Annotated in this window: 19 protein-coding genes; 8 read left to right on the plus strand and 11 right to left on the minus strand. The window is 59.3% G+C overall.

What is annotated here, in order from left to right; genetic code table 11:
- Positions 1 to 77: 77 nt before the first annotated feature.
- Together ACZYSM_RS04385 and ilvA are read right to left on the minus strand one after the other, a co-directional pair.
- Positions 78 to 506, minus strand: a complete 429-nt coding sequence (locus ACZYSM_RS04385; RefSeq protein WP_489069225.1) for a DUF2269 domain-containing protein — start codon at positions 504 to 506, stop codon at positions 78 to 80.
- 39 nt (positions 507 to 545) lie between these two features.
- Positions 546 to 2,060 (minus strand): threonine ammonia-lyase, biosynthetic, encoded by a 1,515-nt coding sequence (ilvA, locus tag ACZYSM_RS04390; RefSeq protein WP_489069227.1) that lies wholly within the window; start codon positions 2,058 to 2,060, stop codon positions 546 to 548.
- Positions 2,061 to 2,382: 322 nt separating this feature from the next.
- On the opposite strand from ilvA, the gene rpiA reads away from it, so the two are divergent.
- A complete protein-coding gene (rpiA, locus tag ACZYSM_RS04395) occupies positions 2,383 to 3,057 on the plus strand; it encodes a ribose-5-phosphate isomerase RpiA (RefSeq protein WP_489069229.1) in 675 nt (224 codons plus the stop codon).
- Positions 3,058 to 3,177: 120 nt separating this feature from the next.
- Here rpiA and ACZYSM_RS04400 read toward each other — a convergent pair whose 3' ends face one another.
- The 3 genes from ACZYSM_RS04400 to ACZYSM_RS04410 all read right to left on the minus strand — a co-directional run bounded on the left by ACZYSM_RS04400 (position 3,178) and on the right by ACZYSM_RS04410 (position 6,425).
- Positions 3,178 to 4,095, minus strand: coding sequence for an SdiA-regulated domain-containing protein (locus ACZYSM_RS04400; RefSeq protein WP_489069231.1), 918 nt, complete (start codon positions 4,093 to 4,095; stop codon positions 3,178 to 3,180).
- Positions 4,096 to 4,294: 199 nt separating this feature from the next.
- Positions 4,295 to 4,960 carry a fumarylacetoacetate hydrolase family protein gene (locus ACZYSM_RS04405; protein ID WP_489069233.1) on the minus strand — a complete coding sequence of 222 codons (666 nt, stop codon included), beginning with the start codon at positions 4,958 to 4,960 and terminating at the stop codon, positions 4,295 to 4,297.
- A 70-nt stretch (positions 4,961 to 5,030) separates the two neighbouring features.
- Complete coding sequence (locus tag ACZYSM_RS04410) at positions 5,031 to 6,425, minus strand: FAD-binding oxidoreductase (RefSeq protein WP_489069538.1); 1,395 nt, start codon at positions 6,423 to 6,425, stop codon at positions 5,031 to 5,033.
- A gap of 201 nt (positions 6,426 to 6,626) precedes the next feature.
- Here ACZYSM_RS04410 and serA point away from each other — a divergent pair, with 201 nt between their 5' ends.
- Complete coding sequence (gene serA, locus ACZYSM_RS04415; protein ID WP_489069235.1) at positions 6,627 to 7,856, plus strand: phosphoglycerate dehydrogenase; 1,230 nt, start codon at positions 6,627 to 6,629, stop codon at positions 7,854 to 7,856.
- Positions 7,857 to 7,918: 62 nt separating this feature from the next.
- Here the strand turns inward: serA and ACZYSM_RS04420 are convergent, their stop codons facing one another.
- The gene (locus ACZYSM_RS04420) at positions 7,919 to 8,359 is read right to left on the minus strand and encodes a DUF4399 domain-containing protein (protein WP_489069237.1); all 441 of its coding nucleotides are present in this window, start codon (positions 8,357 to 8,359) and stop codon (positions 7,919 to 7,921) included.
- Between the two features lie 134 nt (positions 8,360 to 8,493).
- Between ACZYSM_RS04420 and ACZYSM_RS04425 the strand changes: the two genes are divergently transcribed.
- Positions 8,494 to 9,186, plus strand: coding sequence for a transporter substrate-binding domain-containing protein (locus tag ACZYSM_RS04425; protein WP_489069239.1), 693 nt, complete (start codon positions 8,494 to 8,496; stop codon positions 9,184 to 9,186).
- Between the two features lie 106 nt (positions 9,187 to 9,292).
- Here the strand turns inward: ACZYSM_RS04425 and ACZYSM_RS04430 are convergent, their stop codons facing one another.
- Both ACZYSM_RS04430 and ACZYSM_RS04435 read right to left on the minus strand, forming a co-directional pair.
- Entirely contained in the window at positions 9,293 to 9,796 is a 504-nt protein-coding gene (locus ACZYSM_RS04430; RefSeq protein ID WP_489069241.1) for a 2-thiouracil desulfurase family protein, read from the minus strand.
- Positions 9,797 to 9,798: 2 nt separating this feature from the next.
- Positions 9,799 to 10,431, minus strand: coding sequence for a 2OG-Fe(II) oxygenase (locus tag ACZYSM_RS04435; protein WP_489069540.1), 633 nt, complete (start codon positions 10,429 to 10,431; stop codon positions 9,799 to 9,801).
- A gap of 185 nt (positions 10,432 to 10,616) precedes the next feature.
- Between ACZYSM_RS04435 and ACZYSM_RS04440 the strand changes: the two genes are divergently transcribed.
- Positions 10,617 to 11,369 carry a DUF2059 domain-containing protein gene (locus ACZYSM_RS04440; RefSeq protein WP_489069243.1) on the plus strand — a complete coding sequence of 251 codons (753 nt, stop codon included), beginning with the start codon at positions 10,617 to 10,619 and terminating at the stop codon, positions 11,367 to 11,369.
- Between the two features lie 17 nt (positions 11,370 to 11,386).
- On the opposite strand, the gene bipL is transcribed toward ACZYSM_RS04440, so the two are convergent.
- Complete coding sequence (bipL, locus tag ACZYSM_RS04445) at positions 11,387 to 12,325, minus strand: phospholipase BipL (RefSeq protein WP_489069245.1); 939 nt, start codon at positions 12,323 to 12,325, stop codon at positions 11,387 to 11,389.
- Between the two features lie 109 nt (positions 12,326 to 12,434).
- Here bipL and ACZYSM_RS04450 point away from each other — a divergent pair, with 109 nt between their 5' ends.
- On the plus strand, positions 12,435 to 13,016 hold the full coding sequence (locus ACZYSM_RS04450; protein WP_489069247.1) for a DUF6436 domain-containing protein: 582 nt from the start codon (positions 12,435 to 12,437) through the stop codon (positions 13,014 to 13,016).
- 110 nt (positions 13,017 to 13,126) lie between these two features.
- Entirely contained in the window at positions 13,127 to 15,538 is a 2,412-nt protein-coding gene (locus ACZYSM_RS04455; protein ID WP_489069249.1) for a penicillin acylase family protein, read from the plus strand.
- Positions 15,539 to 15,661: 123 nt separating this feature from the next.
- Here ACZYSM_RS04455 and ACZYSM_RS04460 read toward each other — a convergent pair whose 3' ends face one another.
- A complete protein-coding gene (locus tag ACZYSM_RS04460; RefSeq protein WP_489069251.1) occupies positions 15,662 to 16,567 on the minus strand; it encodes an AraC family transcriptional regulator in 906 nt (301 codons plus the stop codon).
- A gap of 111 nt (positions 16,568 to 16,678) precedes the next feature.
- Between ACZYSM_RS04460 and ACZYSM_RS04465 the strand changes: the two genes are divergently transcribed.
- Positions 16,679 to 17,020, plus strand: a complete 342-nt coding sequence (locus ACZYSM_RS04465) for a carboxymuconolactone decarboxylase family protein (protein ID WP_489069253.1) — start codon at positions 16,679 to 16,681, stop codon at positions 17,018 to 17,020.
- Between the two features lie 114 nt (positions 17,021 to 17,134).
- On the opposite strand, the gene ACZYSM_RS04470 is transcribed toward ACZYSM_RS04465, so the two are convergent.
- The gene (locus tag ACZYSM_RS04470) at positions 17,135 to 18,100 is read right to left on the minus strand and encodes a GlxA family transcriptional regulator (protein ID WP_489069255.1); all 966 of its coding nucleotides are present in this window, start codon (positions 18,098 to 18,100) and stop codon (positions 17,135 to 17,137) included.
- 236 nt (positions 18,101 to 18,336) lie between these two features.
- On the opposite strand from ACZYSM_RS04470, the gene ACZYSM_RS04475 reads away from it, so the two are divergent.
- On the plus strand, positions 18,337 to 18,978 hold the full coding sequence (locus ACZYSM_RS04475; protein WP_489069257.1) for an HD domain-containing protein: 642 nt from the start codon (positions 18,337 to 18,339) through the stop codon (positions 18,976 to 18,978).
- Positions 18,979 to 19,006: the final 28 nt, after the last annotated feature.

A 19,006-nucleotide genomic window follows, 5' to 3' on the forward strand; every position in this document is an offset into this window, starting at 1 on the left:
AAGCTCGCTCCTACAAGGACAATGCAAAACCTGTAGGAGCGAGCTTGCACGCGATGAAGGCAACCCGGTTCCAAGCCTTAAACCGGCTTGGCGCCCATCAACCCGGCAATGGCGATAAAACACACAAAGCTGAACAACGCCAAAGCAAACGTAAACTTCCCATTGCTCCCCGTCGGCACCTTGCGCAGCCGATTGAGCCGCACCAGCAGCCAGAACCAGCCAAGGGCCGCCACGGTGTAGAGCACGCTGGACGCCAGCAGCCAGGTCTGTCCCAGCGGCCAGCCCACCAGATGCACCATCCACCAGCCGGTGAACGGCATGCTCAGCAACGCCAACCCCATGACCAGCCAGATGAACACTCGCGGCCGTTGCAAGGTACGGGTGTGAGCAGTCGCATCACCCTTTCGGCGCGTGCGCCAGACCCAGATCGCCAGCCCCAGCGCACTAATCAGCAGCAGCACCGTCGCCACGACATGGGCGATTTTCAGGGTGGTTAACGTTTCCATTGTTCGATTTCCTTATAGCCTGCCCATCAGCGTAGCCGCTCAGCCGAGAAACAGCTGATAGGCCGGATTGTCGCTTTCATCCCAGTACGGGTAGCCGATTTCTTCCAGCGCCGCGGGCACCAGATGACGTTCCTCGTGAGGCACTTGCAGGCCTGCAACCACTCGCCCATCGGCAGCACCGTGGTTACGGTAGTGGAACATCGAGATATTCCAGCGCCCGCCAAGCTTATTGAGGAAGTTGAACAACGCACCCGGCCGCTCCGGGAACTCGAAACGAAACACCACTTCATCGCTGACCCGCGCCGCGTGGCCACCCACCATATGGCGAATGTGCAACTTGGCCAGTTCGTTGTCGGTCAAGTCGAGTACCGGGAAACCCTGCTCCGTAAGGCTGCTGATCAACGCACGGCGCGGATCATTTTCCGGGTGCGTCTGCACGCCGACGAAAATGTGCGCTTCGCTGCCGGTGTTGTAGCGATAGTTGAATTCAGTGATCTGGCGTTTGCCGATGGCTTCGCAGAATGCCTTGAAGCTGCCCGGCTTCTCCGGGATGGTCACGGCGATGATCGCTTCGCGGCCTTCACCCAACTCGGCGCGCTCAGCGACATGGCGCAGCCGGTCGAAGTTGACGTTGGCACCGGAGTCGATGGCCACCAGGGTCTGCCCGGTCACGCCGTACAGCTCGACGTACTTCTTGATCCCGGCCACGCCCAAAGCACCGGCAGGCTCAGTGATCGAGCGGGTATCGTCGTAGATATCCTTGATGGCCGCACAGATCTCGTCGGTGCTGACGGTGATTACTTCATCGACATAGTCTTTGCAGATATCAAAAGTGTGCTTGCCGATCTGCGCCACCGCAACGCCGTCGGCGAAGATGCCAACAGTCGGCAACACCACGCGCTCACCAGCCGCCATGGCCGCTTGCAAGCAATTGGAATCGTCCGGCTCGACGCCGATGATTTTGATTTCCGGTCGCAGGTACTTCACATAAGCCGCAATCCCGGCGATCAGACCGCCGCCGCCCACCGGGACAAAAATGGCGTCCAGGCGCCCCGGATGCTGACGCAGAATCTCCATCGCCACGGTGCCCTGCCCGGCAATGGTGTGCGGATCATCGTAGGGGTGGATGTAGACGTAACCTTTTTCGTCGACCAGTTTCAGCGAGTAAGCCAGTGCTTCCGGGAAAGAATCGCCGTGCAGCACCACTTTGCCGCCACGGGAACGCACACCTTCGACCTTAATCTCCGGGGTGGTTTTGGGCATCACAATGATCGCCTTGACCCCCAGCACCTTGGCCGCCAACGCCAGACCCTGTGCATGGTTGCCGGCCGATGCGGTGACCACGCCACACGCTCGCTCTTCATCGGTCAACTGGGTGAGCTTGTTGTAAGCGCCGCGAATCTTGAACGAGAACACCGGCTGCAAGTCTTCACGCTTGAGCCAGATCTGATTGCCCAGCCGCTCGGAGAGCTGGCGGGCAGTCTGCAATGGGGTTTCTACGGCAACGTCATAAACGCGCGAGGTGAGGATCTTCTTGACGTACTGTTCGAGCATCGGAAAGCATCACTGAGCGAGTTGGGCAGGGTCAAGGAGTCTAACTCAGCGTTTGGCCCGACCACCAGCGGCGAGGCGGTTGGCGTCGGTGCCGGTCGAGTAAACGACGGTGCCCCCGAAAAGATCGTCCGAACGCGGCCCGAACCTTCGGCAGCTCCTATAGAGGATTTTGCGGTTGTACTTGGTCAGTGCAGGAGCTGGCGCAGCCCGCGATCTTTTGATTGTCTGCCGTGCCCGCGTGCCAAACGGGCAATGACCTTCCCCGGCCCGAAGCCTATAATACCGACCTTCTGTCTCCCCTCTGCCCGCTTTCGGAGCCCGCATGACCCAGGATCAACTCAAACAGGCAGTGGCCCAGGCCGCCGTCGACTTCATCCTTCCGAAACTCGACGACAAGAGCGTCGTCGGGGTCGGCACCGGCTCCACCGCCAACTGCTTCATCGACGCCCTGGCCCTGCACAAGGGCGCATTCGACGGCGCGGTCGCCAGCTCCGAAGCCACTGCTGCACGCCTCAAAGGCCACGGCATTCCGGTGTATGAACTCAATACCGTCAGCGACCTGGAGTTCTACGTCGACGGCGCCGATGAAAGCGACGAACACCTGAACCTGATCAAAGGCGGCGGCGCAGCCCTGACCCGCGAAAAGATCGTCGCGGCCGTGGCCAAGACCTTCATCTGCATCGCTGACGCCAGCAAGCTGGTGCCGGTGCTGGGCGCCTTCCCGCTGCCGGTTGAAGTGATTCCGATGGCCCGCAGCCATGTGGCCCGCGAGCTGGTGAAGCTCGGCGGTGACCCGGTTTACCGCGAAGGCGTGTTGACCGACAACGGCAACATCATTCTCGACGTGTTCAACATGCAGATCACCAACCCGGTTGAACTGGAGCGCCAGATCAACGCTATCGTCGGCGTGGTCACCAACGGCCTGTTCGCGGCACGGCCGGCCGACCTGTTGCTGCTGGGTACTAGCGAAGGCGTGAAAACCCTGCGCGCCAAATAACCCCAGCCCCTGTAGGAGCCGAGCTTGCTCGCGATGAGGCCGTCACAGGCGACAGAGATGTCGAATGGCAGGCCGCTATCGCGAGCAAGCTCGGCTCCTACATTGGCTTTGCAGTGTTTATCAGGGTTGTGGCGGCTTCTTGAAGACGTAAAACAGGTTGGGCTCACTGACCAGATACATCGTGCCGTCGTCGTCCATGGCGATCCCCTCTGCTTGCGGTACCGTCTCACGCAACCCCTGACGTCCCTTGTACAACGACATCGTGCTGAGCGGCCGTCCGTCGACATCCAGCTCCAACACCAGCCGCGCCTCATCTGACAGCGCCAGCAAATGCCCGCTGCGCTTGTCGTATTGCAAGCTGGACAAATCTCGCACAAACAGCCCGGCGTCACGCTTGGGGTTGTTCACCACGTGCACCGCGTAAGACTTTTCGGGGTTGTAATGAGGAAAACCCTGAACCTCATAGATCAGCATCGGGTCGCGCTCCTTGGCGACGAACAGCCGCTTGCCCACCGAATCGTATGCCAACCCCTCAAAGCCTTTGTTGCTGCCCATGTGCACGCCAAGGGTCATCTGCTCGGCATCTGCCGCATCGAGGAACAACGTGTCGTCTTCCAGATGAACTTTGATCAGACGCTGCCCGCGCTCATCGGCAACCACATACGTGTTGGCGCTAATGAACTCGACAGCTTCCGGATCGCCGAACCCGGTCAATGCCACACGTCGCAGGATCCGACCATCGAGCGACAGCTCAATCAACTCGGAATGTTTGTTGGTGACCGTGAGCAGGCTTTTGCGCACCGGGTCATAGGTCAGCGCCGAGACGTCGTCATCCAGACCTTCGATGACCTTGGCCTCAAGCGATACCCGGTAATCCGCAAGATCAATGGACCGAGCATCCGCAGGCTGCCACCACGCCTGCACGTTGAACCAGGCACGCTCGAAAAGTCGAAAGTGCTGCCCGGCAAGCACCAACAGCACCAGAGCGCCAAGACTCACAAGCAGGAAGAAAAGTGGGGGGCGTGCAAGTCGGCGCATTAGGCAAGCTCAAAAACAGAACGGGCGGGTGAAATACCACGATTGCATGAATTCAAACTTAATGACCACAGGCAGAAGTATTGGCCGCATGGTGCAAAACAAGATCAAAAGATCGCAGGCTTCGCCAGCGCCTACGGATGTACGAGATCCATGTAGGTGCTGCCGCGGCTGCGATCTTTTTGGCGCCGAAGCTCAGACCTCAGCGAACGCTACTGTTGAAGCTGCTCACGCCAGGCAATTCCAGCACCAGTTCATCACCGACATTCAGCGGGCCGACGCCAACCGGGGTGCCCGTCAGGATCACGTCACCGGCCTGCAGTGAGAAGCAACCGGCCATGTACTGAATCATCGGCACGATCGGGTTGAGCATGTCGCGGCTATTGCCATCCTGACGGACTTCGCCATTGATGGTCAGGCGGATGCCGATGTCGGTCAGATCGGCAAAGCTGCTGCTGACCACGAATGGCGCCAGTACAGCGGCGCCATCGAACGACTTGGCGATTTCCCAGGGCAGGCCTTTGGCTTTCAGCTCTGCCTGCTTGTCGCGCAGGGTCAGGTCCAGCGCCGGGGCAAAACCGGAGATCGCGTCGAGCACTTCTTCGCGGCTCGGCTTGGTCGACAGCGGCTTGCCGATCAACACAGCAATTTCAGCCTCGTAATGCACCGAGCCACGCTCGGTCGGAATCGTGAAACCGCCTTCAAGCGCGACGACACAGCTGCCCGGTTTGATGAACAGCAACGGCTCGGTGGGCACCGGGTTGTCCAGTTCCTTGGCGTGTTCGGCATAGTTGCGGCCAATGCACACCACTTTCCCGACCGGAAAGTGAATACGAGTACCATCGACATACTGGTGCTGATAGCTCATTACCGACTCCTGCTTCATTGATTCATCTGGTACTGCGGCTTCAAAGATAGAAAGTCTCAGCCTTGGAAAGTCACAGAGCGAAGATTTTGCCCGGGTTCATGATGCCGTTCGGGTCGAACACCGCTTTGACTGCTTTCATGTATTCGATCTCAACCGGCGAGCGGCTGTAGGTCAGGTAGTCGCGCTTGGTCATGCCGACGCCATGTTCGGCAGAAATCGAACCGTTGTACTTCTCGACGGTTTCGAACACCCACTTGTTGACGGTCGCGCACTTGGCGAAAAACTCGTCCTTGCTCAGGTTTTCTGGCTTGAGGATGTTCAAGTGCAGGTTGCCATCGCCGATGTGTCCGAACCAGACGATTTCGAAGTCCGGGTAGTGCTCACCAACGATCGCATCGATTTCCTTCAAGAACGCCGGGACTTTCGACACAGTGACCGAAATATCGTTCTTGTACGGCGTCCAGTGGGAAATGGTTTCGGAGATGTATTCGCGCAGCTTCCAGAGGTTCTGCAGCTGGGTTTCGCTCTGGCTCATCACGCCGTCCAGCACCCAGCCCTGCTCCACGCAGTGCTCGAAGGTTTCCAGGGCATCGTTGGCCACTTCTTCAGTGGTCGCTTCGAATTCCAGCAGCGCGTAGAACGGGCAATCGGATTCGAATGGCGCCGGGACGTCACCGCGAGCCAGCACTTTAGCCAGCGCTTTATCAGAGAAGAACTCGAAAGCGGTCAGGTCCAGCTTGCTTTGGAAAGCATGGAGAACCGGCATGATCGAGTCGAAATCGGCGGTGCCGAGGACCATGGCGGTGAGGTTTTTCGGCGCACGGTCCAGACGCATGGTGGCTTCGACCACGAAACCGAGGGTGCCTTCAGCGCCGATGAACAGCTGACGCAGGTCGTAACCGGTGGCGTTCTTGATCAGGTCCTTGTTCAGCTCCAGCAGGTCGCCCTTACCGGTGACGACTTTCATACCGGCCACCCAGTTACGGGTCATGCCGTAGCGAATTACCTTGATCCCGCCGGCATTGGTCCCGATATTGCCGCCAATCTGGCTGGAACCTGCCGAAGCGAAGTCCACCGGGTAGTACAGGCCTTTTTCTTCGGCCACGTTCTGCAAATGCTCGGTGACCACGCCTGGCTGGCAGACGGCGGTACGGTCGGTCAGGTTCACGTCGAGGATCTGGTTCATATAGTCGAACGAGACGACCACTTCGCCATTGGCTGCCACGGCAGCCGCGGACAACCCGGTACGACCGCCGGAGGGCACCAGTGCGATCTTGTGCTGGTTGGCCCAACGCACGATGGCCTGGACTTGCTCGGTGGTTTTCGGGAACACGATGGCGGTTGGAGCCGGTGCGAAATGCTTGGTCCAATCCTTACCATAAGCATTCAGGGAGTCGGCATCGGTCAGCACTTTGCCAGGCTCAACCAGGGTCTTCAGCTCATCAATCAGCGCAGGATTGGTCATCGACAGAACTCTCGAACAATTCATGGTCATCCTGAGTACGCTTCACGTCGCAGGAATGAGTGTTTGCGGGGTGCGTATGCTAGCATACCGCCCCCGCAGGATAGTGCCCAAAGGCGTTCTGCGGTGACGGCTGTCATGCCGCTCAGGTCAGCTCTGGCTGTCCTTTCCTGCCATTTTTCTCCGGGACACAGGTTTACGCAGATGAGCAAGACTTCTCTCGATAAGAGCAAGATCAAGTTCCTTCTTCTCGAAGGCGTCCACCAATCGGCTGTCGACGTCCTCACGGCGGCGGGCTACACCAGCATCGAGTACCTCACAGGTTCTCTGCCGGAAGCCCAGTTGAAGGAAAAGATCGCTGATGCTCACTTCATCGGCATTCGCTCCCGCACTCAACTGACCGAAGAGATCTTCGATCACGCGAAGAAACTGGTGGCTGTTGGCTGTTTCTGCATCGGCACCAACCAGGTCGACCTCAACGCAGCTCGCGAACGCGGCATCGCTGTCTTCAACGCGCCGTACTCCAACACCCGTTCGGTGGCTGAGTTGGTGCTGGCTGAAGCGATCCTGTTGCTACGCGGCATTCCTGAGAAAAACGCTTCCTGCCACCGTGGCGGCTGGATCAAAAGCGCGGCCAACTCCTTCGAAATTCGCGGCAAAAAGCTGGGCATCGTCGGTTACGGCTCTATCGGTACTCAGTTGTCGGTACTGGCTGAAGGCCTCGGCATGCAGGTGTATTTCTACGACACCATCACCAAGCTGCCATTGGGCAACGCGACTCAGGTCGCCAGCCTGACCGAGCTGCTGGGCATGTCCGACATCGTCACCCTGCACGTTCCGGAAACCGCTGCGACCCAGTGGATGATCGGCAAGAAAGAAATTCGCGCAATCAAAAAGGGCGGCATTCTGATCAACGCTGCTCGTGGCACCGTGGTCGAGCTGCAAGCTTTGGCGGACGCGATCAAGGACAAGCACCTGATCGGCGCAGCGATCGACGTATTCCCGGTGGAGCCGCGCTCCAACGACGAAGAGTTCGAAAGCCCGCTGCGTGGCCTGGACAACGTGATCCTGACCCCGCACATCGGCGGTTCCACCGCTGAAGCCCAAGCCAACATTGGCCTGGAAGTGGCAGAGAAGCTGGTCAAGTACAGCGACAACGGTACGTCGGTGTCCTCGGTCAACTTCCCGGAAGTGGCCCTGCCGGCTCACCCTGGCAAGCACCGTTTGCTGCACATCCACGAGAACATCCCGGGTGTGATGAGCGAGATCAACAAAGTTTTCGCCGAAAACGGTATCAACATTTCTGGTCAGTTCCTGCAGACCAACGAGAAAGTCGGCTACGTCGTCATCGACGTCGACGCCGAATACTCGGACCTGGCGCAAGAGAAGCTACAACACATCAACGGCACCATCCGTTGCCGCGTGCTGTTCTAAGCTTCAAGTGCCAACGAAAAAGGGAGACCTTCGGGTCTCCCTTTTTTATGCACGCGAAATTGTTATTTCACAGTGACGGTGATTTTTTTCGAGACAATCGGCGGATCGAACGGCATGTGGTTCTTGTCGCCCATTTCCAGCTGCAAGGTGTGCTTGCCCGGGGCCAGCTTGATCTCGGCTTCGGTCTGGGCCTTGCCGAAGTGCATGTGGTTGGCGTCCAACGGGATCGGTGCGGTCTCGACCGGTAGTTTATCGACATCAATCAGCAGGTGATGGTGGCCGGTATTTTTGGTCTGGTCGCCGGCCGGGGCCAGGGCAATATCCTTGACGCCGAATTTGACCTTGAAGGTTTGACCCACCGTGGCACCGTCTTCCGGAGAGACGATGAACGCTTCTGCGCCTTTGGGGGCCGGAGTGCGCGGGACGCTATCCGCAGCGCTTGCCAGCATCGAAGCGCCCAGCAACAGGCTGGCCAAAGCAGCACAAGACATAAAGGTTTTCATTCTGTTCTCCAGTTTTTCTGCAAAATCTGTACGGTTGCGACAACTTCGTGGCAATTCGTTGTCGAAGGCACTCTTCACCATAGCAAAGCGCGCCAGAACCCGCGCGCAGCACATTAGAATTCAAAGGAGTGACCATGCGGTTTTTGCCTGGCCTGTTACTTTTGCTGCCCCTTGTGAGCACTTACGCTCAAGCCGAATTGATCGACGATGTAAATGACCGCGGCGAGCTTCGCATTGCCCTGGAAGCCAATACCCCACCGTTTAACTTCAAGGATGACGGCAAACTCACTGGCTTCGAGGTCGAGTTGGGCCAAATGCTCGCCAGTGAACTCGATGTGCGGGCCGACTTCGTCGTCACTGAAGACTCGGACCTGTTGCCAGGCGTCGAGAGCGGCAAGTACGACATCGCCATTAACCACATAGCACTGACCCCGGAGCGCAAGGATCGTTTCGACTTCAGCGAGCCTTACAGCTATTCAAGCGCAGATCTGGTTGACCGCAAAAAGGTGGCGCGGGCACCCGCAGAGGGCTCCGGCATCCTGAATGGCCTCGATCTGCTCAGCGACCACCCCGATGCCCAGCGCTCACCGTCGCCCGTCAGCGATCGCCTGGTAATTCCCTACGCACTCACCGACGACCATGCACTCACCCAGAAAGCCGCCAAGACCGCTCGGACCCTGAGCCTCGCCATCCCCTTTCAAAAGGGCAATCCGGCGTTCCAGGCCAGCCTCGACAGCGCCTTGCAACGGATCAAAGCTGATGGTCGGTTGATGGCGTTGTCCGAGAAGTGGTTCGGCATGGACGCGAGTCTGCCGCCAAAACCGTAATCCAATGGAGACCCAATGTGGGAGCGAGCCTGCTCGCGATAGCGGCCTGACAGTCAACATCATTGTTGAATGTAATGCCCTCAGCGCGAGCAGGCTCGCTCCCACATTAGTTATGTGAAGTCTGCTGGATGAGTGCTGCCAACGCAGTCGCCGCCTCAGCCAGCTCCAGTTCGCTGAACACCCGCACCCCGTTGCGGGTCAGCAGTGCAGCGGTAACGCCCTCGCCGCTGACCTTGACCCCGCTGAACGTCCCGTCATAGGTCAGCAAATTGCCGCAAGACGGGCTATTGGCCTTGAGCACGGCAATCCGGATGGCGTGTTTTTGCACCAGTTCCAGTGCCTGCCGGGCGCCCGAGAGGAACTCGGCGCTGACGTCCTCGCCCCCGGAGGTGATCACCGATGCATAACCATCAAGTACTTCACCACCCTGCCCACCCGGAATCTCCGCCGCCGCTCTGGGCGTCGGTAAGCCGCCAGCGACTTCCGGGCACAGCGGCACTACCCGACCTTCAGCGATCCACTGTTCCAACTGGTTGAACGGCCCGCAGGCCCCGCCGTCGTAACGCACGCGGTGCCCCAGCAGGCAGCGACTCACCAGAATTTTTTGCATGATCAAAACGGCTCATTACCACGACGACGAAACCAACCCGTCAGCGACAGGCGATCTCGAGTGGCAGGCAGGACTTCATGGGGCACTTCGCCAGAGAGGAATACCACCAGGCAACCACCGGTGGGCACCACATCATGTTCAACACCGTCGTCCAGGTACATCCGCAATTGTCCGCCATGCTCAGGCAACCAGGCCTGATTGAGATAGATCACCGCGGACACCATGCGCCGGTCATCATCGCGAAAGCGGTCGACATGCTTGAGGTAAAACGCACCCGGAGGGTACAGCGCGAAATGGCTTTCGAAATCTTCCAGACCCAGGAACAGCCCACGATTCATAGCGACCCGCAGGCTGTCCATCAACCCCAGGTAGCTGTCGCAAGACTCGACCTGACCGGGTTCGAGCCACTGGATATGGTCACCTCGAATACCCTCGCGAATTTCCTGGACGGGACCTCGGCCCACTCCCGCAGGAGCCAATTCACCCTCGGCGGCGCGTTTGCGGCACTCAGCCGCCAACTCCAGGGTCAGAGCCTCTGGCAGGAAAATATTCTGCTGCGACCAGCCGCGTGCAGCCAGGTCGTCGACGATACGTAATAGCAGCGGGTGATCAGAGGGTATTTGCATGCCGCGCATAGTATCCATACGCCTGTAAATCCGACAGAGCCGTACAGCAGGGATCGCCACGAAACGTCGCAGAGCGAAGATCAGCGTTAACGCAGCACAATCGAGCGCAGGCACGTTGCGTGGTGATCCTGATACGAATTCTCGACAAGCCGGGTACTCACACGGAGAATAGTGCCCTGCTGACAGGAGTCCTTATGCGCCGTTTGCTTTTTTCACTGTTAATGTTCTGCACTTTGCCCTCTTGGGCAGACAGCCTCGACCAGTTGTACAAGGTCGCCGGTTGGCCAGAACAACGCGCGCATTTTACTGATGCCCTTACCGCCGCCCAGCAACGCTACAAAAACAGCCTGCCGCCAGCGGTGTTCCAGGCGCTGGTGAACAACAGCAATCAGCGCTTTGCGCCACAGGCAATGGATCAGCGGGCCGAGGCGCAGTTGCGAAAGAAACTTGCCGACCCGAAACCGGCACTGGCGTTTTTCCAGTCACCGCTGGGGCGCAAGATCATCTCCGCTGAACTGCTGGCGACCCGTCGCGACCAGTTGGCAAAAAACGCTCAGGGCTTGCCGAAAATCGCAGCCAGCGATACCCGTCAGTTGATCATTGGCCATTTGGCTCAAGCACTGCCTGCCCGCGAGGCCGGTGCCGAAGTCAGCCTGGCGATCGCAGGGGTTGCCGCTGACAGCCTGAGCCAGATGATTCCCGGCCTGCTCGGCGGCGGTCAGGCCCAAGGGATGTTGAACGGTCAGCGCCAGCGGCTGATGGATCAAATTGGTAGCGACCTGAACAACACCTTGCTCTACGTTTACCGCGATCTGTCTGACCCGGAGCTGGAAGAGTTCGCCACCTTCGCGGAGTCAACTGAAGGCAAGGCGTACTATCAGGCCGCGCTGGCAGCCATCCGCGCAGGGTTGGCGGTGGGGCAAAGTACGTCGAGCCTGGCGCAGTGATTTGAGGCATAGATCGTTCAGGAATTCTTGCTCAAAAAACCAAAATACCGCTCGCGCAACACCTGCGTTTCATTTGCCAGATGATGCCGCGCCTCAGGCAACATGAGTACCTGCGGCTGGTCGAACTTACTGCGCAACATCTCCAGGTTATGCTCCCAATCCACGGTCATATCCGCTTGCCCCTGAACGATCAGTGGCCGCCGCATACTGCGCGGCGCGGCTTCGATGCGTTTGATCCACTGCGCCAGCGCTCCGACCCAAGCGGTCGGCAGCCGTAACGGCTGCAACGGATCAGCCTGCAGGAACGGCAAAAAATCAGGGTCGTTGGTGTTCTCGCTGAAACGCCGGGCAATGCCTTTGACGAAGGGTTTGATCAGGTAATAGCTGAACTGCGACCAACCCCAGGACCGTGGCCGCACCAGCGGCGAGAGCAGGATGGTCTGGCCTTGCGCCGGGCTGTCGGCGCCGTGATTGAGCAGGTGATCGATCACAATCGCCCCACCGGTGCTTTGCCCGCACAGGTGCCACGGCTGCGGCAGATTGAGGGACTTCGCCTCGCTGAACAGCCCTTGCAGTACCGCCTGATACTCGGCGAAATCCTTGATGCTGGCGCGCTCGCCGCTGGACAAGCCATGCCCCGGCAAGTCGCAGGAAATCACCACGAAATTCTGCTCCAGCGCCCACTCAATCACATGCCGGTACAGCCCCATGTGATCGTAGAAGCCGTGAAACAAAAACATCGTGGCCACTGCCTGCTGCGGCCACCAGACCTGGCTGACCACCTCATAACCACCGACCTTGAAGCATCCCAACGCGCGCTTGACCGGCACGCTGCGCTGCGCAAAATCCAGCCCATAGAACCGCTGATAGGCCTGTGCTTCCGCCGACAGCGGCTGCGCGGAGGCCAAGGGGCGCAGGCTGGCACGCAGGTGATCGGGCTCAAAGGTCGCAGGCATACGGAGTTTCCAGACAAACGCGCGGGCGCGAAACAGACTTTATGGGTCTGCGATATTCATCTGTCGCGGCAAGCATGGCAAGCTACCCGACCTTCGAGGATTAATTCGTATGCGCCTGCCCTACCGCACGACACTGCTTGCCGGCCTGCTCGTCCTTGTGTGCGCTGGGGCGCTGTGGGCGGCTTACGACTGGTTTCAGGGGCGTTACCTTCGCGCATTCAGCGAACACTCCGCGGTGTTTTCCGGCGACCCTCTGAGCCTGCCTCCCGAACTGGCCGGCCCCGGATCGATCCGCCTGGTGCATTTCTGGGACCCGGCCTGCCCGTGCAACGTCGGCAACCAGCAGCACCTGGCCGAACTGATCGAGCATTACACACCACAAGGGGTGGAGTTCTATTCGGTGCAAAAGCCCGGTAGCCACGGCCAGTTGCCCGGCACCCTGAGCAGCCTGAAAACCTTGTCGGTCTTGCCCGGCTCCGAACAAATACCGGCAAGCCCGGCTGTGGCGATCTGGGATCGAAACGGCAAACTTGCGTATTTCGGGCCCTACAGCGAAGGCCTGACCTGTAATTCCAACAACAGCTTTATCGAACCGATTCTGCAGGCGCTCAGTGAAGGACGCCCGGTCGACGCTACCCACACCTTGGCGGGGGGCTGTTATTGTCCGTGGCCGGGCAGCCAAGCTAACTAGACTAGGGCATTCCTGACTTATCAAGGACAACGCTGCACAGCACAGAAAGCCTGTGCTAAATGGTCGCGGCCCTCAGTGATAGCAACCCAGAAAAAGAACAAGGAGTTTCAATGAAACGCATCCTGACCGTACTTGCCATCCTGATCGTCGCACTCGCTGTCGGTGGCGGCTGGTACGTGTACAGCAAGCAGCCATCGCGCCAAGGACTGGTGGAGCTGGAGGGCCTGCAAGACTCGGTCACGGTGCGCTATGACGAACGTGGCGTGCCGCATATTCGCGCCGGGAACGAAACCGACCTCTATCGCGCCCTCGGTTACGTGCATGCTCAAGACCGGTTGTTCCAGATGGAAATCATGCGCCGTCTGGCTCAGGGCGAGCTCGCCGAAGTGCTCGGTCCCAAGCTGATCGATACCGACAAACTGTTCCGCAGCCTGCGCATCCGCGAGCGCGCCGAGACTTATGCGGCCAGCCTTGACCGCCAATCACCAGCCTGGAAAGCCCTGCAAGCCTACCTGGACGGGATCAACCAATATCAGAACACTCACGCCCAACCGATAGAGTTCGACGTACTGGGTATCCACAAGCGCCCGTTCACCGCTGAAGACACCGTCAGCGTCGCCGGTTACATGGCCTACAGCTTTGCCGCAGCTTTTCGCACCGATCCACTGCTGACTTTCGTGCGCGATCGACTGGGCAACGATTATCTGAAAATCTTCGATCTCGACTGGCAGCCTAAAGGCGCGTTGGCCAAAAGTCAGGCGCGCACCTCACCGTCCCTCGCCGCCGTTGACTGGAAAGACCTTAACGCGATTGCCCGACTGAGCGAAGAAGCGCTGGCCGACAATGGCCTGCCGCAGTTCGAAGGCAGCAACGCATGGGTGATTTCCGGCAACCGGACCAAGAGCGGCAAACCACTGCTGGCCGGCGATCCGCACATTCGCTTTTCCGTGCCTTCAGTGTGGTACGAAGCGCACTTGTCGATGCCGGGTTTTGAGCTGTACGGTCATCATCAGGCGCTAGTGCCATTCGCCTTCCTCGGCCACAACCTCGACTTCGGCTGGAGCCTGACCATGTTCCAGAATGACGATCTCGATTTGATCGCCGAAAAGGTCAACCCGGATAACCCTAATCAGGTCTGGTACCACGACAAGTGGGTGGATATGGTCATCACGCAGCAGCAGATCGCAGTGAAGGGTCAGGCGCCGGTCACGCTGACTCTGCGCCAGTCACCCCACGGCCCGATCATCAATGACGTGCTTGGTGCCAGCGTCGGCAAGACGCCGATTGCCATGTGGTGGGCGTTCCTCGAAACCCAAAACCCGATCCTCGAAGGCTTCTACCAGCTCAACCGCGCTGACACCCTGGTCAAGGCCCGTAGCGCCGCGGCCAAGGTGCATGCGCCAGGCTTGAATCTGGTGTGGGCCAACGCCAAAGGCGACATCGGCTGGTGGGCCGCGGCACAACTGCCCAAACGCCCCGCCGGGGTCAAACCGGGCTTCATCCTCGACGGCAGCACCAACGAGGCAGACAAGAACGGTTTCTATCCCTTCAGCGCCAACCCTCAGGAAGAGAACCCGGCACGCGGCTACATCGTTTCGGCCAACTTCCAGCCTGTCTCTGCGACCGGAATAGAGATCCCCGGCTATTACAACCTGGCGGATCGCGGCCAGCAGTTGAACAGACAGCTGAGCGACGCGAGCGTCAAATGGGACCTGGATAACAGCCAGAAACTGCAACTGGGCACCACTACCGCCTATGGCCCTCGCCTGCTCGCGCCGCTGTTGCCGGTGCTGCGCGAGGTGGTGAAAGACTCCGCGGAACTCAAACTGGTGGCGCAACTGGCGCAGTGGAAAGGCGACTACCCCCTGGACTCCACCAGCGCCACGCTGTTCAACCAGTTTTTGTTCAACCTGACCGACGCCGTGTTCCACGATGAGCTCGGCGATGGCTTCTTCGAGACACTGCTCTCCACCCACGTGATCGATGCCGCATTACCGCGCCTGGCGGCGTCCCCCGATTCGCCGTGGTGGGACGACCGCAACACCCTTAGCAAGGAAAATCGCGCCGACATCGTCAAAGCCGCATGGCAGGCCAGCATTGCCCATCTCAAAGCCACCCTCGACGAAGACCCGGCACAATGGCAGTGGGGCAAGGCACACACCCTGACTCACGGCCATCCGCTTGGTATGCAAAAGCCGCTGGATCGAATCTTCAACGTCGGCCCGTTCGACGCGCCCGGTACTCACGAAGTACCGAACAATCTCTCGGCCAAGATCGGCCCCGCACCGTGGCCAGTGACCTACGGTCCCTCGACCCGACGCATCATCGACTTCGCCGACCCGGCCCACAGCCTGACCATCAACCCGGTAGGGCAAAGCGGCGTGCCGTTCGACAAGCACTATGACGACCAGGCCGAAGCGTACATCGACGGGATTTACCAGCAGGCGTATTTCAACGACGAGGAAGTGACAGCCAATACCCGCAGTACCTTGAAGCTGTTGCCGGCGCGGGCTGCGCAGTAGATTTTTGTTGTTGGTGATGGCCTCATCGCGAGCAAGCTCGCTCCCACATTGGATCTGTGACCACTGGAGATCACCTGTGGGAGTGAGCTTGCTCGCGATAGCGGCAGCCCGACCAACAAAAATCTAAATCCCCCGCCGCAACCGCCCAGGCGCTTCGCCGTAGGTTTCCTTGAATTTCTTGCTGAACGCTGCCTGGGATTGGTAACCCACCCGGGCGGCGATATCACTCAGGCCCAAACGTGACTGGCTCAGCAGATTGAAGGCCAGCTCCATCCGTACCTGCGTCAGCAGCACCCACGGCGACACACCCGCCACGCGGACAAAAGCACGCATGAACGTAGCCCGGGACATGGACGCTTCGCTGGCCAGGCTATCGATGCTCCAGTCACGCCCAGGGTCGGCAAGCATCGCTTGCCAGGCGTGGTTCAAGCGTTTGTCGGCGAGCAAGGCAAGCGTGCCACTGACCGGAGCCTGCTGCGCAAGATGGGCACGCAGAATCAGCGTGAACAACGCCGACGACAACGCATCCACAAAAAACTGCGCGCCAATCCGATTGCCGTCCGCTTCCCCTCGCAGCAAACCGATCAACGCCGCCAACTGCCCATCCAACTGACCTTCACGGCTGGAAATCAACAGGTAATCTGGCAGCGCCGAAAACAGCAACGACTCACGGTTGTAATGAAAGCGTCCGCAGAGCATGTCCAGGTCTGGCGTGTCACCGCCCATTCGATGTACCGGCAGCAAGCCACCCTCGATCACCCGAGGTGTCGTCGCGGCGATACGCGCTCCCTGGCTGCGCAGCAGATGCGTCGCACCGCCGGGCAGCAGCAGAATGTCGCCCTCGGACAACCGCACCCGCTGCCCACCGGACAACTCGGCCCTGCACTCGCCCGCCAGCACAATGTGATACGGCGCCACGCCGAGCGCTTCAGGCGTATGGTCCAGCGCCCAGTCACCCTGGAACTGACAACGTAAATCCAGACTGCCGCGAAGGCTGGCCAACGCGATGAGTTTATCGATCGAGTTCATTTGCGAGCATCGGATAAATAAGTGAGCGGATCGAACAAACCCAATACGCCCGGATGGTCAAGACTGTAGATGTCGCAACAGTACACCCCAACCCTCGCTGGAGTTAACGCAATGTTCAATAACTGGTCCGAACTGCTGCCCACCATCAAGAACGCCTTCGGTGCACTGGGCAAGAGCAACCCGAAAATGGTCAAAGCCTACACGGCACTAGGCGAAGCGGCAGCCGAAAACAATGTGCTCGATGCCAAGACTCGTGAGCTGATTTCCATCGCGGTCGCCATAACCACCCGCTGTGACGGTTGCATCGGCGTGCATACCGACGCCGCGATCAAGGCAGGCGCGACCCGCGAAGAAGTGGCCGCGACCCTGGCCACCGCGATTTCACTGAATGCCGGCGCAGCGTACATCTACTCGCTGCGAGCGCTTGAGGCGTATGACAGTTTGAAGAAGTGAGATGAAACCCTGTGGGAGCGAGCCTGCTCGCGAATGCGGTTGTTCAGTCAGCATCTCTATCGACTGACACAGCCTCTTCGCGAGCAGGCTCGCTCCCACAGTTTCTGTGATTGCTCAAACCATCGCCGAAAAATTCACTCGAAACTGCTGTGGCGTCACTCCAAGCCGGCGGTTGAAAACACTGCGCATGTGCTGCGCATCGCGAAACCCGCATTGATAGGCAACTGTTTTGAGCGGCGCACTACCGCTTTCCAGCATCACTCGCGCCGCGTCCACCCTCGCCCGCTCGACGAATTCTGCCGGGGTGATTTTTGCGTCCCTGGCAAACACCCGGGAGAAGTTACGCGCGCTCATGTTGGCGGCTTTGGCTAGGTCGGCAATGCTCAGGTCCCCAATCAGATTGGCCAACACGTAGCGCTGGACCATCGCCACCGGCGAGGTCGCCTCGGCATGGGGCGTGAGGAACGGGCTGAACTGCGATTGCCCGCCCGAGCGCTGAGTGAACACCACCAATCGCTTAGCCACGCTCAACGCGACTTCCGGGCCGTGGTCCTTGGCCAGCAGGTACAACGACAAATCGATCCCTGCCGTCACCCCCGCCGAGGTGTAGAGCTGACCGTCCTGCACGTAGAGCCGATCGGCCTCGACTTGAGTCGATGGGCACAGCGCCGCGAGCGCAACGGCATCGCTCCAGTGGGTGGTGACGGTTCGCCCGTCGAGCAATCCCGCGCGGGCAAGCATGAACGTGCCATTACAGATCGAGCCGAAACGGTTCGCACGAACACTCGCTTCGCGCAGCCAAGCATGAAACCCCGCCCCAAAATCCTGATACGGCAACTGCGGTCCGCCGGCGACCAGCAGCAAGTCATAGGCCTGGAACGCTTCGCTGAAATGCCGATGGGCCTGCAGCACCAAGCCATTCGAGCAGGGCATCACCCCATGCTCCACGCCAATCACTTCTAACTGGTAGTGATCTTCGGGTGTAAGAAAGCGGTTGGCTTCGGAGAACACATCCATGGGCCCCGTGACATCCAGGGACTGAACCCCGGAAAAAACTACGATGGCAACGGTTTTGCTCATGGGATGAATCGCCTTCTATGGCTATGAGAGGGACAGCAGGGCCAAGACCTTCAGTGCGAGGGAGATCTTTGGGGGCAACTGGCTAACCCTAGCGAAACACTGGTCAAGAAGCGAGTTGGCGCGATATGCGCGCTGATTGGCCGGGATCGCAGCCTCGTGTCGATTGTTCGCTCCCGGACGCGGGAACAAACTGGATTCATCAGCGCCGCCACGGCGTTCCTCACCAGGTAACTACCATGAGCAGCACCATTGCCGGCATCAAAATCCCCGACAGTGCCCTTGCCAAAGCGACCACAGAATACATCCGGGATATTGAGTCCGACCTGTTGTATCACCACTCGCGCCGAGTGTTTCTGTTTGGCGCCTTGAGCGGTGAGCGTCAGCAACTGACCTACGATCCGGAGTTGTTGTACGTCGGCGCGATGTTCCATGATTTGGGTCTGGTGGAAGGTCATCGCACGGACAACGAGCGCTTCGAAGTCGACAGCGCCAACGCCGCCAAAGCATTCCTCAAGCCATACGGTTTGTCGGAGGACGATATCGAACAAGTGTGGTTGTCGATCGCTCTGCACACCACCCCGGGCGTGCCGCAACACCTGCGTCCGAACGTAGCGCTCGTCACCGCCGGCGTCGAAATGGATGTGCTGGGCATCGACTACGCGGCGTTTTCCACCGTGCAGCGTGAAGCAGTAGTGCATGCTCACCCTCGTGGCGAAGGTTTCAAGGAATGCATCCTGTGTGCGTTCGCCAACGGCTTCAAACATCGGCCGCTGACCACCTTCGGCACCGTGAATGCCGATGTGCTGGTGGATCAGGAGCCGGGGTTCAAACCGATGAATTTTGTGGAGGTCATCCGCAAATCACCTTGGGTGGCGTGACCCAAATGTGGGAGCGGGCTTGCTCGCG

The organism is Pseudomonas sp. F220 (assembly GCF_057813935.1).